Annotated in this window: 11 protein-coding genes; 10 read left to right on the top strand and 1 reads right to left on the bottom strand. The window is 35.4% G+C overall.

What is annotated here, in order from left to right; translation table 11 throughout:
- Positions 1 to 151 precede the first annotated feature (151 nt).
- From PL77_RS16095 to PL77_RS16050, 10 genes are all read left to right on the top strand, one after another.
- Positions 152 to 2113, top strand: coding sequence for a hypothetical protein (locus PL77_RS16095; protein ID WP_216595910.1), 1962 nt, complete (start codon positions 152 to 154; stop codon positions 2111 to 2113).
- 75 nt (positions 2114 to 2188) lie between these two features.
- Positions 2189 to 3367: a DUF444 family protein gene (locus tag PL77_RS16090; protein ID WP_044207405.1), complete on the top strand. Its 1179-nt coding sequence runs from the start codon at positions 2189 to 2191 to the stop codon at positions 3365 to 3367.
- Between the two features lie 47 nt (positions 3368 to 3414).
- On the top strand, positions 3415 to 4803 hold the full coding sequence (locus PL77_RS16085; RefSeq protein ID WP_044207403.1) for a SpoVR family protein: 1389 nt from the start codon (positions 3415 to 3417) through the stop codon (positions 4801 to 4803).
- Positions 4804 to 4986: 183 nt separating this feature from the next.
- Positions 4987 to 6771 carry an ABC transporter ATP-binding protein gene (locus PL77_RS16080; protein WP_044207401.1) on the top strand — a complete coding sequence of 595 codons (1785 nt, stop codon included), beginning with the start codon at positions 4987 to 4989 and terminating at the stop codon, positions 6769 to 6771.
- Between the two features lie 124 nt (positions 6772 to 6895).
- Positions 6896 to 7447, top strand: a complete 552-nt coding sequence (gene ndk, locus PL77_RS16075; protein ID WP_371199229.1) for a nucleoside-diphosphate kinase — start codon at positions 6896 to 6898, stop codon at positions 7445 to 7447.
- Between the two features lie 691 nt (positions 7448 to 8138).
- Positions 8139 to 11288, top strand: coding sequence for a TonB-dependent receptor (locus PL77_RS16070; protein WP_044207399.1), 3150 nt, complete (start codon positions 8139 to 8141; stop codon positions 11286 to 11288).
- A 12-nt stretch (positions 11289 to 11300) separates the two neighbouring features.
- A complete protein-coding gene (locus PL77_RS16065; RefSeq protein WP_044207397.1) occupies positions 11301 to 12869 on the top strand; it encodes a RagB/SusD family nutrient uptake outer membrane protein in 1569 nt (522 codons plus the stop codon).
- 18 nt (positions 12870 to 12887) lie between these two features.
- A complete protein-coding gene (locus PL77_RS30700) occupies positions 12888 to 14102 on the top strand; it encodes a glycan-binding surface protein (protein ID WP_156152399.1) in 1215 nt (404 codons plus the stop codon).
- A gap of 269 nt (positions 14103 to 14371) precedes the next feature.
- Positions 14372 to 15139 (top strand): transporter, encoded by a 768-nt coding sequence (locus tag PL77_RS16055; protein WP_044207394.1) that lies wholly within the window; start codon positions 14372 to 14374, stop codon positions 15137 to 15139.
- A 110-nt stretch (positions 15140 to 15249) separates the two neighbouring features.
- Positions 15250 to 15912, top strand: coding sequence for an energy transducer TonB (locus tag PL77_RS16050; protein WP_082026582.1), 663 nt, complete (start codon positions 15250 to 15252; stop codon positions 15910 to 15912).
- Between the two features lie 485 nt (positions 15913 to 16397).
- On the opposite strand, the gene PL77_RS16045 is transcribed toward PL77_RS16050, so the two are convergent.
- Positions 16398 to 16991, bottom strand: coding sequence for a DNA-3-methyladenine glycosylase I (locus PL77_RS16045; RefSeq protein ID WP_044207389.1), 594 nt, complete (start codon positions 16989 to 16991; stop codon positions 16398 to 16400).
- Positions 16992 to 17060 lie beyond the last annotated feature (69 nt).

Genomic DNA, 17060 nt, shown 5'->3' with positions numbered 1-17060 from the left:
GTTACTTACTTCGTATATTATGAATATAAGTACTCATTTACTTTCATTGTATCCAATTAAAAACAGAAATAACGATACTTTATTTTAACCCATATACCATTTAGACTGTAATGTTTCTCAATTGCACAAAAATTAGAAACGTTGTTACATAATGAAACCAAAAAAAATAACTATGAATGCCGCAAATGATCAAAATGAATTCAAAAAGCTTTTTGACTCATTCCGTAAAGAAAAGAATAAAGCGGAAGAGAAAATGTCGTTTTTGGATTATCTAGAGATTGTACAAAACAATAATGATTTGGGTGATCTCGCTCACAAAAGAATGTATAAAGCCATTACCAAAGATGGCGTTTCACACCTAGACACCGATAAAGATGTAAGGCTTAGAAGAATATTTGGAGCACATACCAAATTGAAAAGTTATAAGTTCTTTGAAGATGAATTTTTTGGAATTGAAAAAGTATTACAAAAAATAGTTAGGTATTTTCATTCTGCTTCACTGAAAGGAGAAGAAAGCCGACAAGTCTTATTTTTAGTAGGGCCTGTAGGTGCAGGAAAATCTTCATTAATAGAAAAATTAAAATCAGGACTAGAAAAATTGAGTCCTTTTTATTTCTTAGAAGGTTCACCCATGAATACCAATCCACTATGTGCTATTCCTCCAGAACTTCGTCCAGAGATGGAAAGCCGCTTGGGTGTTGAAATTGAAGGTGAATTGGACCCTGTAACTCAGTTTAAACTTGACAATGAGTTAAAAGGTGATTTTACGAAGTTCAATGTCATTAAAAGGGATTTTAGTATTCGTAAAAGACACGGCGTGGGTATGGTACCGCCTGTTGATCCTAACAATCAAGATACTTCCGTACTTATTGGTTCTGAGGATATTTCAAAACTAGACCGTTACAGTGAGGATGATCCAAGAGTCCTTACATTAAATGGTGCTTTTAATGTGGGTAACAGAGGTTTAGTGGAATTTATTGAGGTATTTAAGAATGAAATTGAATACCTACACGTAATGTTAACAGCCACTCAAGAAAAAAGAATTCCTGCTCCTGGTAAACATGGAATGATTTATTTTGATGGTGTTATTCTAGCCCACTCCAATGAAGCGGAATGGAATCGATTCAAAGCAGATCATACGAATGAAGCAATCTTGGATAGAATTGTAAAGATTGAAGTACCGTATGTATTAGAGATTTCAGAAGAGATAAAAATCTACCAGAAGATTATCAATAAATCAGATTTCAATGCTCATATCGCTCCGCACTCATTGGAAATCGCATCAATGTTTGCCATTCTGACCAGATTGAAACCTACCAATAAATGTGATCTCCTCACCAAATTGAAATTATACAATGGTGATGAGGTGACTGAAAATGGACAATCAAAAAGAATTAATGTCTTAGAGTTAAAAGAGGAGCATGAAGATGAAGGTATGAGTGGTATTTCGACTCGTTTTATCATGAAAGCATTGGATAATGCCCTTTCTGATACAGAAACAAATACGATTCACCCCATTGCTGTTTTGGATGCCTTGCAAACAAAATTGAAAGAAGAGCCGTTAGCCGGAGATGTGAAGAGTCATTATATGGATATCCTGAAGGATATACTTTATAAAGAGTACTTAAAAATGCTTGAAATCGACATCACAAAAGCATTCGTACATGCTTATGACGAACAAGCAGAATCGCTCTTCCAAAACTATCTAGACCATGTGGAGGCTTATGTATTGAAACGTAAAGTACAAGGGCAGAACAATGATGAAATGGAACCGGATTTAAAATTCTTAGGGTCTATTGAGCAACAAATTGGTATTGCTGGTACTGCTGCAGATGGCTTTAGACAAGATGTGATGAGCTATGTGACCCATATTTTAAGAAGAAATGGGGCATTACATTACACAAGTTATGAGCCATTGAAGGAAGCAATTGAGAAAAAATTAATGGCTTCAGTCAAAGACATTACAAGAATTATTCTCAAAGCTAAAACAAGGGATGAGGGACAGATGAAGAAATACAATGCCATGGTAGAGCAGATGATTACTATGGGCTACAACGAAGAAAGTGTGGAAGCTGTATTGTCATTTGCATCCAATAATCTTTGGAAAGACTAAGTATTCTAATTAAAGAGCATGTTAGAAAACATGCTCTTCCCATTTTTTGAAATTTAGGATTAAACTTAGTGAAGTATGGCTATTTTTAAAGAATTTAGTAAGCAGAAGAGAGACCGATCTGTTGCAGACCGTCAGCGGCATAAAGAATTAGTCAAAGACAAAATCAAGAAAGGTATCTCTGATGTTATTGCCAATGAATCCATCATTGGTCAATCAAAAGATAAGAAAATAAAAGTTCCAATCAGAGGTTTAAAAGAGTACCGATTTGTATACGGTTCCAATAAAGGAAAAGGGGTGGCTCAAGGGACTGGAAAGGAACAAAAAGGTCAGGTGATTCAAGACCAATCAGCTCCACAAAAAGGAAAGGGAAAAGGAGAGGCAGGAGAAGATGCAGGTGAGGATATTTATGAAACAGAAATTTCCTTGGAAGAAGCTGTAGAATTGATGTTTGAAGACTTGGAACTCCCAGACATGGATCAGAAAAAGTATTTCCAATCTGAAACTGAAGTGCTTCGGAAGTTGGTCGGTTATCAAAAGAAAGGAATCAGGGCACGTTTGTCGAAGCGGAAGACGATGATGAATCGTATTAAGCGAATGAAAGCAAAAGGGGTGGATAGTGCCGCTTTGAAAAATTCGGATGAAACTTTTCCATTTCATAATGATGACCTTGTATATAGAAGGCTTCAAGTAGACGTTGAAGAACATTCAAACGCTGTGATATTGTGTTTGATGGATACTTCCGGTTCTATGGATCAGACTAAAAAATACCTTGCTCGAAGCTTTTATTTTATGCTGTATACTTTTCTCCAATCTCGTTATGAGAATACAGAGATTGTATTTATTGCACATCATACAGAAGCGAAAGAAGTGACAGAAGATGAATTTTTTCACAAAGGAGAGTCTGGAGGAACAAAAATATCCTCAGCTTATATTAAAGCATTGGATATCATAGAAGATCGTTTTAATCCAGCACTTTGGAATATCTATGCATTTCATTGCTCTGATGGAGATAATTTTGCATCCGATAACAAAGCAGCTATTGAAGCAGCCGAAAAACTAACCCAAGTATGTAACCTATTTGGATATGGCGAAATAAAGCCAGACATGGGATACTCTTGGTCAACGATGTTGGATGAGTTCAAAAAAATACAAGAAGAAAACTTTGTTTCCTTAAGAATGAGGTCAAAAGAATCTGTTTGGCCAGCACTTAAGAAATTCTTAAACAAAGACAGAAGTAATACAATGATGGATTAATGAGCAGACCGATGATCAATCATTAATTCTTTAAAATATAACAAAATATGGATTGGTCCTTAGATGATTTAGCCCGTTGGAATGATAAAATTGAGGAAATAGCACAGGAATGTGGATTAGATTATTATCCTCAGGAATTTGAGGTGTGTGATTACCACGATATGATTGGCTATCAATCTTATGTTGGTATGCCGTCAAGATATCCTCATTGGAGTTTTGGAAAATCATTCGAAAAACAAAATACACTTTATAAAATGGGAGCTCAAGGGTTGGCCTATGAAATGGTGATTAACTCAGACCCTTGTTTGGCCTATTTGATGATTGACAATCCTTTGTCGATGCAAATTTTAGTGATGGCACATGTTTATGGCCATAATGACTTTTTTAAAAACAATATTAATTTTTCTCATACGAAGCCAGAGTTCGTATTAGAAAACTTTAAACTACATGCCGATCGAATTCGCTCTTACATAGAAACACCAAGTATAGGTTATAAAGGTGTGGAAAGAATTTTGGATGCTGCACATGCTATTAGCTTTCATGTGGATAGAAATCAAAGAATTATTCGATTATCTGAAGAAGAACAAAAAAGCCATTATTATGGAGCATTAAACAAAGATCGGTCGTATTGGGATGAGTTAAAAAAGGAAGAAACAGAAGAAGAGTTTATTCCCTCTTTATCAGAAGATCTGATTTTATTCTTGATTGAGAATAGTCGCTTTCTTGAAGATTGGGAAAAAGATATTCTTAATATTGTTAGAGAAGAAACGCTCTATTTTCTTCCACAAATGGAAACCAAAATTATGAATGAAGGGTGGGCAAGTTTTTGGCATTATACCATTTTGCATAAACTAAAGTTACCGCCGTCTATGCATGTAGATTTCATCCGTTCTCACAATCAGGTGATTCGTCCGCACGTAGGAGGTTTAAATCCCTATCATATCGGTTTTAATATTATGGCCCATTTGGCAGGGAAAAAAGACATGTTTGAGTATGAAATCAATCCTCAAATATTTGAAGTTAGAGCAGTGGATAGAGATGTCTCATTTTTAAGACGTTTCTTAACAAGAGAGTTGATGGAAGAACTGGGGCTTTTTGAATACCAAAGAAATCATGGTAAGATTTCAGTAAGTAATATTTCAGACGATATGAAAGGCTGGAAAGAGGTACGTGATACTTTGATTGCTCAAACCGGTACGGGAAGTATTCCGATCATCAAAGTAAAAGGCATTGCACCTATAAATAACACTTTGCAATTGGTGCATGAATTTGATGGAAGAGAATTAGAACTAAGTTACGTTCACAAAACAATGCAGCATATTGGTACGCTTTGGTCTGATTTCCCGGTGAAGTTAGAAACTAATATTGAAGGAAATAAAGTAGTTTGCTGTTATCAGAAAGGAGAATTTACCGTAGAGACCGATTCTGAATATTAATTTTCAAAAGAATTACTCAAACTTCATTGATAAAACAATGATTAATATTTCTAAAAAAAGCTTCATCGTTAAAAAATGAAGCTTTTTTAGCATTAATAAGTGCTTGCTTTGTATTTTATTGGTGATTTAAATTACTTTTGCAGACGGTATTAAGTAAAGATTGTTTTGGGAATATTTAGAAACATGGCGCGTAAAGATTCTGGAGAGAAGAAAAAACAGCGTTTAGACAAGGGAAGTATAAAAAAACTGAGAGGTATATTTCGGTTTATGATGCCTTATAAAGGTGTTTTTACATTAGGTTTAATTAGCCTTTTCTTTTCTAGCACTATTTTATTGGCATTGCCCAAATTGATTGGAGTATTGATGGATACAGCACAAGGAAAAGTGACTGTTTCATGGCTACCAGATTTAAAATCTGTAGGTTTAGCTCTAATGGGGGTTCTATTGTTTCAAAGTATATTTTCATTTTTAAGAGTATACTTTTTTGCAAAAGTAAATGAAAATGCCATTGCTGATATTAGACGTACACTTTATCAGAAGTTTATGTCACTTCCAATGTCATTTTATGATAAAAACCGTTCTGGAGAGTTGTTCAGTAGAATTACTTCCGACGTATCGGTATTACAAGACACGTTTTCAACTACATTAGCAGAGCTATTTAGACAAATTGCTACATTGGTTTTTGGTGTTTCCATCTTATTTTATGAAAACCCAAAGTTATCTTCAATCATGATTTTGAGCTTTCCAATTTTAATTGTTTTCGCAATCATTTTTGGTAAATTCATTCGAAAGCTTTCTAAAAGCACTCAAGATGAATTGGCAAAAGCAAATATTGTTGTAGAAGAAACGATCCAATCAATAGGGACTGTTAAGACATTTGCTAACGAGGAATTTGAAATTAAAAGGTATGGAAACAATTTATCTAAAGTAGTAGATATTGCGTTGAAGTCAGCCACTTATAAAGGTACATTTATTTCATTCATCATTTTTGTATTGATGGGTGGTATTTTAGGCGTACTTTGGTATGGAACTTATATGGTTTCTGTAGGTGAAATTTCAATTGGTAGCCTTACTACATTTGTACTTTATACAATGTTCATTGGAGGTTCATTGGCAGGGCTTGGAGATATTTATGGCACTCTTCAAAAAGCTGTAGGTGCTACTGACCGTGTGGAGGAAATTTTAGCAGCAAATTCAGAGCATGAAATTGATAAAGAAACCATTCCAAAATTAAAAGGGAAAATCAGTTTCAAAAATGTTAAGTTCTCTTATCCAACTCGTAAAGAAATTGAAGTTCTAAAAGGGGTTAACCTTGAGATTGAGAAAGGAGAGAAAGTAGCACTAGTAGGTAAATCAGGTGGTGGAAAATCAACTATCGCACATTTATTACAACGTTTCTATGAAATTGATAGTGGAGATTTGTTGATTGATGGTGTATCTTCAAAGGATTATAATTTGATTGGGTTTAGACAGCATGTAGGTGTTGTTCCTCAGGAGGTGTTATTATTTGGAGGTTCTATTGCTGAAAATATTGCTTACGGTAATCCTGAAGCTACTGAAGCTGAAATTATCGATGCCGCTCGCAAAGCCAATGCCCTTGAATTTATTCAATCTTTCCCAGAGGGAATGGAAACTTTGGTAGGAGAAAGAGGTGTAAAGCTTTCTGGTGGGCAACGTCAAAGAATTGCCATTGCAAGAGCTATTTTAAAGGATCCTGCAATTTTAATTTTGGACGAAGCAACTTCAGCTTTGGATATCGAATCTGAGAAGTTGGTGCAAGAGGCGTTAGAAACATTGATGGAAGGAAGAACAAGTTTGATTATTGCTCACAGACTATCCACAATTCGTAATGCTCATAAGATCGCAGTGTTGGAAGAAGGGCAGATTGCAGAAATTGGTAACCATAATGATTTAATTAGTGAATCTGAAGGAGCATATGCCAAGTTAATTCAGATGCAAGACTACTAAAATTCTCTTAGGAGGTTGTATAAATCAAAATATAGGAAGCTAGAAATAAGGATAAGCCCTTGTTTCTAGCTTTTTTTTCTTGTGTAGAAAGGAACTTTAATATAAGTTTGTTTAGAGTAATTGAATGAGAGACTATCTATCAATAGAAGAACATTTAATTGTAGGCCAAAATAATAATACACTAAACGAAAAACATATGTTTCAAGACAACTATGCTCCACAAAAAGGTACCTTCACATTTACTATGATCAAACCCGGTGAAGAAAACCAAGACTACATTGGAGAAATCCTTACAATGATCCATGAGGCAGGCTTCAGAATTCAAGCTATGAAAATGGTAAGGCTAAGAACAAAACAAGCAGAAATGTTTTACCGTCATTTATCCGATCAACCTTTTTACCCAGATGTAGTAAAATACATGACATCAGGGCCAGTGATTGCAGCAGTGCTTGAAAAAGAGAATGCAGTAGCAGATTACCGTAAACTAATCGGTGCGACTGACCCATCAAAAGCGGAAGAAGGTACAATTCGTAAAAGATTTGCAAAATCTACAGACAGAAATGTTGTACATGGATCTGATTCAGATGATAATGCCGCTGAGGAAGCATCATTCTTCTTCTCTTTCAGTGAGAGATATAATAAAGATGGTCATTGTTTCTTCGGTTGGGGTAAATAAGAACTTTAATTATTATAAAACATAAGAGAGGGTAGTGATATAACTTATATATTACTACCTTTTTTTATGTGATGAGAAATTTATTTAAGTGATATTCTTCTTTTTTTATCTTTTAGGTTCTAAATAATGATTCTTTACATAAGTGTTGTAAATACATCTATTTTGAAAATTAACGTATTTTTAAGTTTGTTTTTTTATTAAATGTAGTATTTGTTTTGAGAGGTTTAAGTAATTGATTGTTAGTTTTTTAAGGTGTTTTAGTAGTAATAATGTAGTATAAATATCGTAAAATTGAATTTGATTTTATTTGAGGTAGAGGGGTAGTATTCCTTAACATTGCTATATGAAATTTTAACAGCTGTTCTATTTATCTCTTACACATTAAAATTTAGAAGTATGAAATAGCAAGACCTTACTCTTTTACATTAAGTAATAAAAGAAATAGTAATAACAACTATATAATCTGTCATTTTTATAACTACAACACTTTCTTTTTTAATTATTACAAATATGAAAATGAGGAATAAGATTATATTAGTATAGTAATACTATAAGACGACAATTGAGCTTAAATCCTTTCTTAGTTTCTATACGAAAGGTAGGACAGTTAATATAAATAGAGATTAGCACTCTCTTCTATTTATTCAATGTCCTTTGAAATGAAATACTATCGCTTATCAAAAAAACAAACATGCAGTATTACAACTCAAAAAGAAACATAAAAGTTTTGATGTTTCTTATATCCTTGTTGTGTTCTCTTCAATTATACGCACAAGAAAGGGTGATCACAGGACAAGTCCTTGATGCTGATGATCAATCGCCGATTCCGGGTGTAAACGTAGTAGTCAAAGGTACTTCAATCGGTACCGTTACAGATTTTGATGGAAATTATAAGTTGGCATCAAGTACACCAATTACAGAAATAGTGTTTACCTATGTAGGTTATAAAGACCTGGTAAAAGTTGTAGGAAGCGCTGATGTAATTAACGTAAGCCTTGAGGCAGATTTAGAACAATTAGAAGAAGTAGTGGTGGTTGGTTATGGCCAAATGAAAAAGTCTGACTTAACAGGCTCTCTAGTTTCTGTAAAAGGTGAAGCACTTCAGAATACAGTTTCCACGTCAATGGACCAAGCGTTGATCGGTAGAGCTGCTGGTGTAGTTGTTACTCAAAACTCTGGACAGCCAGGTGGTGGAGTATCAGTGAACATTCGTGGAGCAAGTTCATTTGGCTCTTCAGAACCTCTTTATGTGATTGATGGTGTTCCTTTTTCAGGTAACGCACAAGGCACAAGTTCAGGATTTGGCTGGGCAGGTGGAGGTGATGGACAAACAGCAGTGAGTCCATTATCAACAATCAATAATAATGATATTGAGTCAATTGAAGTATTAAAAGATGCTTCAGCAACGGCAATTTATGGTTCGAGAGCAGCTAATGGTGTAATACTCGTTACGACAAAATCTGGGAAATCAGGTAAAACGAATATTGCTTATGATACTTTCTATGCACTTCAGGAAGTTCCGAAGAAATTGGATGTTTTGAACTTGAGAGAGTTTGCAACTTATATGCAGGAAATCGATAGAGATTACAACAGAAGCAGTGATCCTTATTTATCAGATATTTCTTTATTAGGAGAAGGTACAAACTGGCAAAATGAAATTTTTAGAGTTGCCCCAATGCAAAGCCACAACCTAAGTCTAACAGGAGGTAATGACAAGACGAACTTTGCAACTTCATTAGGTTATATGGACCAAGAAGGTATTATGGTAGGGTCAGGTTTCAATAAGTTAACAGGTAGATTGAACGTAAACCATAAGGCAACGAATTGGTTTAAGATAGGAGCTTCTGTCAACTTTGGTAATACCACTGAAAATATTACATTAAATGATGATATTGACGGTGTAATCTCTTTATCGTTAAGACAACGTCCTGATATTCCAGTGAAAAATATGGATGGCACATGGGGAGGACCAAGACCAGAAGACGGCATTAACTTTCTTAATCCTGTAGCTCAAGCAGAACTAAGAGATATGAGTTTAGAAAGAATGAAGTTCTTTGGTAACCTCAACGCTGAAATTGACCTGCATAAGAATCTTAAGTTTACAACAAAATTAGGTTATGACTTTGGCATTACCAACAACTATGGTTTTGATCCTACTTATGAAATTGGGGCTGTAGTCAATAACGTCAACAAAAGTAGAAGACAAGTTGATCAAAATAAATTCTGGGTATTGACCAATTTCTTGACTTATAACAAGTCTTTCGATAAGGTGAAAGTAAGTGCTATGTTGGGCCAAGAAGCACAAGAGGCATCATGGCAAGGATTAATGGCCTTCAGAACTGATTTCGTGACAAACGATATTACAGAAATTAATGCTGGTGATGCAGAAACAGCACAAAATGCAGGTTACAAAGGAAGTCATGCATTAGCCTCTTATTTTGGTCGTGGACATATTGATTTCTTAGATAGATACATGATTACAGCTACTTTCCGTTATGATGGATCGTCTAATTTTGGCCCAGAAAATAAGTGGGGTTTCTTCCCGTCTTTTGCTTTTGCTTGGAAAGTGAAAAACGAAAGCTTTATGCAAAATGTTGACAAAATCAGTGATCTGAAATTTAGAGTAGGTTATGGTGAAGTAGGTAATCAAGATATAGGAGGTTACGGTTATGGTACTGCTTTAACGAACTACGCTACAAAGTGGGGGATAGGTCTTTTACCTGCCAATTACGCAAACCCTCTATTGAAATGGGAAACATCAAAATCAGTCAACTTAGGTATTGATTTGGCAATGTTTGAGAACCGATTAGAACTAATTACTGAAGTCTATCAAAAAAATGTAACAGATCTTTTAATGGATCTTCCTTTACCGATGTATATGGGTTCTCAAGGAACAGGTTCGATAAAAGCACCAACGACAAACATTGGTGAAATGACAAACAGAGGTGTGGAAGTGACATTGAATACAATTAATACTACTGGTGCTGTAAAATGGTCTACAGGAATCACATTTACAGCGAATAGAAATGAAATTATCTCTACAAGTGGTGCAACAATCAATGGTGCAGTACAATATGGTAGAGACCGTATCACAAGATCTAGTGAAGGTCAACCTATTGGTTTATTCTATGGTTATCAAGTAGAGGGTGTTTTCCAAGATGCGGCAGATGTTCAGAACCACGCACAACAATCAGATAAGATTGACAGATTGAGTGGTACATGGGTTGGTGACTTGAAGTTTAAAGATATCAATAACGATGGCGTGATTAACGAAGAGGACATTACACTTATTGGTGATCCAAACCCTGATTTTACATTTGGTATCAATAATACTGTAGAATGGAAAGGTTTTGACCTTAACTTGATGTTGACAGGAAGTGTAGGAGGTGATATTTTTAATTATACAAAACGTACTACAGAGGAATTAACAGGAGCGTTTAACCAATCAGCTACCGTGAAGGACAGAGCTATTTTATCAAGCAATGATAATTCAATTGAAGGTGTTACGCTTGTTAATCCAGGAGCTTCATTACCAAGAGCAACATCGGGTGACCCGAATGCGAACAATAGAATCAGTGACCGATACATTGAAGATGGATCTTATTTACGTATCCAAAACTTATCAGTAGGTTATAGCTTGCCATCACACGTCTTGAATAAGATACATTTAACGAAGTTGAGAGTGTATATGAACTTCCAGAACCTGTATACTTTCACTAATTATTCAGGCTATGATCCTGATGTAGGAAACTACAACCAAAGCTTGATTTTAAAGAATGTAGATAATGGTAAATACCCATCACCAAGAATCTATACATTGGGACTAAACGTACACTTCTAAACCATCGAGAAAATGAATTTTAAAAAATATATAGTGTTATTCATTGCAGCAACAACTTTAGTGGCATGTAGTGAAGATTTCCTAAACCGTCCACCCGAAGATGCTATCACTGAAGATTCATTCTACAAATCAGAGAAAGAATTGAAAATGGCCACGGCAGGTTTATATAATGTAGTATGGTTTGATTACAATGACAAAGCAAACTTTGCGATCGGTGACGGTGGAGGTGGTAATTTTGCTACCAATGATGCAGGATATGATGCATTCTGGAGATTTGCAGTTACAGGTACAAACTACGTTTTGGCAGAAGCTTGGAGATCACTTTTTACGGTTGTAGGACAAGCCAATAGTGTGATTCGTAATGTAAATGAAAAAGCGGATGAGAGCATTCCTATGGAAGCTAAAAATCAAGCAATTGCGGAAGCACGTTTTATGAGAGGGGTTGCCTATTTACAATTAGCGTTGTTGTGGAGAGAAGTGCCTATCATTGAGGATAATGTACCGTTAATCAGTAATCCGATTATCCCTAAAAATACAACAAGTAACGTATTCCAATTCGTCATCAATGATTTAACATTCGCAGCTGATCACCTTCCTGAAACAGACGAACCAGGTAGAGTCACAAAATGGTCGGCAAAAGGAATGTTAGCCAAAGCTTATTTGTATAGATCAGGTGTTGGACAAACAGGGAGCCGTAGTCAGGATGATTTAAATATGGCCAAGTTACATGCAGGAGAAGTAATCAGGCTAAGTGGATTGGAATTAATGGACAACTACGCAGATTTGTATAAGATTGAAAACAATAACAGCCCTGAAAGCTTATTTGCCTTCCAATGGATTTTTAATGGAGGATGGGGTACTCAAAATACACATCAAGCTTACCTTGCTCCAGAGGGAAAACTAACAGGTGTTGGTGATGGCTGGGGTAGTGGCGGTGGAGCTGCTCCTAGTATCAAAGAATTGTATGAAGTAGGTGATGAAAGAAGAAAAGCAACTTTTATGTATAAAGGTGATTTCTATCCTGAATTAATGAAAAGTGAAGGTGGATACCTTTATGAGTTAGAGACTTATCCAGCGGCTTCTTCTGTAAAAAAATATGTAGTAGGTTCTCCTGATGATAACGATGGTCAAGTAGCTTTTATGCGTACAAGTTTAAACACTTATATGCTAAGACTTTCAGAGGTTTACTTAATCTATGCTGAAGCAGCAATGGGCAATAATGCTTTTACTTCAGATGCTGATGCATTACAATATTATAACGCTGTAAGAGAGAGAGCTGGACTTGATGCAAAGTCAGCCATCACTTGGATGGATATTTTTAATGAGCGACGTGTAGAATTTGCAATGGAGGGCCACTTCTGGTACGACCTATCACGTTGGAGCTTTTATGATCCTCAAGCAGTTGTAGATTACCTTTCAACACAAGAAAGAGGTTCATTTAGCTGGACAGATGGCACCCCTGTTTTAGAATCAAGAACTTATAATGTGATTGAGTCAGATTTGATTATGCCTTATCCAGAAGCTGATGTGGTGAACAACCCTTTATTAAAAGAGGCAGCAGTAGAATATAATTTCGAGTAAACTAAAATTAAAAACATTATGAGAAGATTATTTCTTCCAATATATATAATTGTTGCATTGGTAATGCAAGGATTATTCTCCTCTTGTACAAATGAAACAGAGGATGCACCAGCAATTTCAATGGTAAGATATACCGACCCAGATTTAGCGGATCAAGATTTAGCAGAAGTAGGATTGGGTGAAGTTATTGCCATTGTGGGTAAAGGTTTAGGGTCGACAGCCAAGGTGACCTTAAACGATATGGAATTGTTCTTAAGTCCGGTATACATTACAGATGGTAGTGTGATTGTAACTGTTCCTGATGATGTTCCTACAGTAGCCACAAATAGTTCAGTTTCAAACAAACTAGTGGTAACGACAAGTAACGGGATGATTGAGAGGGACTTAATCGTATTACCTCCTGCACCTGCTATTGAAAGTATAAGTAATGAATTCGCGAAAGCAGGTGATTCATTTAAGTTATCAGGAAAGTTTTTCTATTTTGTTGAAAAGGTAATTTTCCCAGGTGGAATAGAAGTAACTACAGGACTTAATGTAAATGATGAGGCGACTTCTCTGACACTTACGGTGCCTGATGGTGTTACAGAGGCAGGTGCAGTGGAAGTAGTAACGGCTTCAGGAACTTCATCTACAGCTCCAAGGTTTATGTTCAATGATAAAACAGGTATGGTATGTAACTTTGATGACCTTAATATCTTCTCTTGGGGAGTTGGTCCTGGAGCGTTTAAAACAGAAGATGGTTTAGACGGTGTTTATGTACATACTTATCAAGATTCACCAATTACTCCAGGTTCATGGTGGGATAATAATTGGGTAATCGCCATGAATGGTTATGCAGGTCAAGGTTTGGATGGGTCTGCTAGTGATTATGCTCTTAAGTTTGAAGTAAATGTTGGGGCTCCATTAAATAGTGGTAGAATTCAAATGCAATTTATTGGTGATAATGGCCCTCATTACTTATGGAAACCATGGGAAATCAACAAAGATATGACAAGGTATTGGGAGTTTACTGGCGATCGTGAGCCTTTCCAAACAGAAGGTTGGGAAACGATTGTAATTCCAATTGAGTTATTCCGTTATTCAGGAGGTGCAGGGGCACCTGTTGGAAATGTTGCAGACATTGATGGACAACCGATTCGTTTTGCCCTTCAAAATGCAGATGATCCAGAGGGAGAGGAAATCCCTATGTTAGACATTAAATACGATAATATTCGAATCGTAAAAATCAAATAAATTCAATTGAAGAGGTAATACTTCAGTTGTTGAGTTAAGCTATAATAGCTTTTCCACGTTAGTTTAGTCTTTAGGCTACTCTGTTTTAGGGTAGCCTATTGTCTTTTTATCACTTTAAGAAAGCATTTCTCAGATTATTTACTTGATATTCCGAATGATTCATCGTTCAAGAATATCACTATCTTTTCTTTTTATTTCATTTTAAGATGAGAGCCTCAGAAGAGTATTTTGTTTTAGTTAATTTATAATAAGCAATCATCTTAAATACTATGAATTACAAAATACTTACTCTTGTATCTTTCTTTCTCTCCATCTCAAATATTTCCTATGCTCAATTTAGTGAAACAGTTTCTTCGGATAGACCTGGTCAAACTTACAGTGCAACTACTCTAGGAAAACATGTTTTTCAGTTACAAACAGGGTTTAATTATACAGAAGAAAAAGATGGGGATGTTGATCGTAGTAACATCAATAGTAATACTTTCTTAAGGCTCGCCTTAAGTGAGAGGTTTGATTTGGAAGCTTTGGTAATTTACCGTAGAGATAAAGCAAAAACACAAGGCGAAACTTCGGTAGTTGCTGAAGGTATAAGTGCTACTGAATTAGGTTTTAAATATAGTGTATTAGAAAATGATGGATGGATTCCAAGTATGGCTTTTCAAGGAAGAGTACTTTCAAGGTTAGTAGATGATGATTATAAAAGATCTTCTGCAGGTATGTTGATGAATGTAGCCACCCGAAATCAAATCAATAATTGGCTAGCGTATAATATGAATGTAGGTGTGACTTTTCCAAGAAGAGGAATTTCTACCTATTTAGTTCCAGCTACTTTTAATTTCTCCGCTTCTTTGGGGAAAAGGTGGGGCGCATTCATCGAGCTTTATGGTAATTTGAATGATTTTGAGCCAGGAGTTGATGGAGGTTTTTCTTTTTTTATCAATAATGACTTTATGTTGGATTTATTTGGAGGTGTTGCATCAGAGTCATGGTTTGTAGAAGGAGGTTTATCGTACAGAATAAAGTGGAGGGAAGATTAAATTTGCAAATAGGTGAACTTCTTACTTTATTTACATAATACGTACACATTCAGATATATAATAATACTACAAGCAACACGTTATATATTCACAAGCTATATACTCTTACAATGAAGACTCTACTACTCCTACTTATCATAGTCATGTCGCCTCTTAAGATATTGGCTCAATCAACACCAGAGGAAATTTCGAAGGACTATATTCGTTATGCTTATGAATTATTAGAGCATGAAGAGTACGATAAGGCATTGATCAAAACAGACGAAATCATAGCATTACTTCCAAGAACTACTTCGGAAATTCAATACATTAGATCTTTGGCTCATCATCATTTAAATCTAAATGATATAGCAAAGAATGAGGTGATGGAAATGTACAATTACCCAATGACTGATGAACTGAGAATGCATGCTAACGAGCTTTCAATGTTATTGGATCATGAAATGAAAACAGCTTCTGCTGAAGATTCCGATACTATTTATGCAATGCCCGAAACTTCAGCATCATATCCGGGAGGTATGGGGGAGTTTTACAGTTGGTTTCATGCTACTTTCGAATCCAATACATCAACTCAAAAAGGGAAGGTATTCGTAGAATTCATTGTAAATAAATACGGTAAATTAGAAGATATCAAAATCTTAAAAGGTATTGACAGTAGTGTCGATAATAAAGTGATCACTATTTTAAAAAGCTCTCCAAAATGGATGATTGCTCAACAGAGCGGTAAACCCGTACAACAAAAAATGGTGTTGCCTTTTACCGTGGAATACTAGCTTAATGTATTAAATTATCGTCAACTTTCAATAGGTCTTTCTACAAGCATTTATACGATCTACTTTCAAGCTTCCTTCTTCTTTTTTGTCTTGAAACAAAAACGAAGCAAAAAATTCAAGGCTTTGAACACAAAAGCTAAATTCCATTACTCTCGCCTAAATGATTTTAAACTCGCTTTGCTCAAACAAGAAAATCATTTTTAACGGTTCAATTTATGAAATTCTTAACGCTTTTCCCTTCAAGGCTGGGAAGTACTATACAATGAATAGAGTAGAAAGCTCACTGGCGCGAATGTAAGCGTTAGCGTCATTCGTGTCCTTCAGATCATCAAAAATCTCCTGATTTCTAAATGATCCAAAATTACCATAGTCTGATTACGTATTAGTATATTTTCAATTCTATTAGTTTGGGAGTAAATACCTTTAAAATTTATAGAAATGCTTCTTGATAGTTATCTCTAATTGAGTATTAAGAATGAGAATATTTAAGCTCTTGGGCGAGCAAACTTCTGCACTTCTTTGTGTCTAAAACAATCTACAGTGTGATCATTGATCATACCTACTCCCTGCATATAAGCATAACATGTAATACTCCCGACGAATTTAAAACCTCTCTTCTTTAAATCTTTACTCATTCGGTCGCTAATCTCTGTTTTAGTCGGTACTTCTTCCATTGTTCTCCAATTATTTTGGATCACTTTATGATCTGTAAATTGCCAAATGTACTCCTTAAACGTGCCAAATTCTTCCTTTACTTTCAGGTAGGCTTTAGCGTTACTGATAATTGCCTTTATTTTTAATTTATTTCGAATAATTCCCTTTTCCTGCATTAAAGCTTCAACATAGTCATCATTAAATTCAACGATAGCTTCTGCTTCAAAATTTTCAAACAATTCCTGATAATTCTTTCTTTTGAGCAATATCATATGCCAATTCATTCCTGCTTGTTGTCCTTCAAGGCATAGCATTTCAAAAAGTTTTCGGTCATCATAAACAGGGACACCCCATTCTTCATCATGGTAATCTTGATCGATTTGATGATGTGTAGACCATTCACATCTAGTTTTGTTGTCTGACATAATTTGAATGTTTAGGAAGATGTTAGGAATGTGGAAAGACGAGTTTACGCACTCTAGTGATGAGTGATA

The sequence above is a fragment of the Flammeovirga sp. OC4 genome (assembly GCF_000812565.1).
GTDB lineage: Bacteria > Bacteroidota > Bacteroidia > Cytophagales > Flammeovirgaceae > Flammeovirga.
This window is presented reverse-complemented; position numbering and strand designations above follow the sequence as displayed.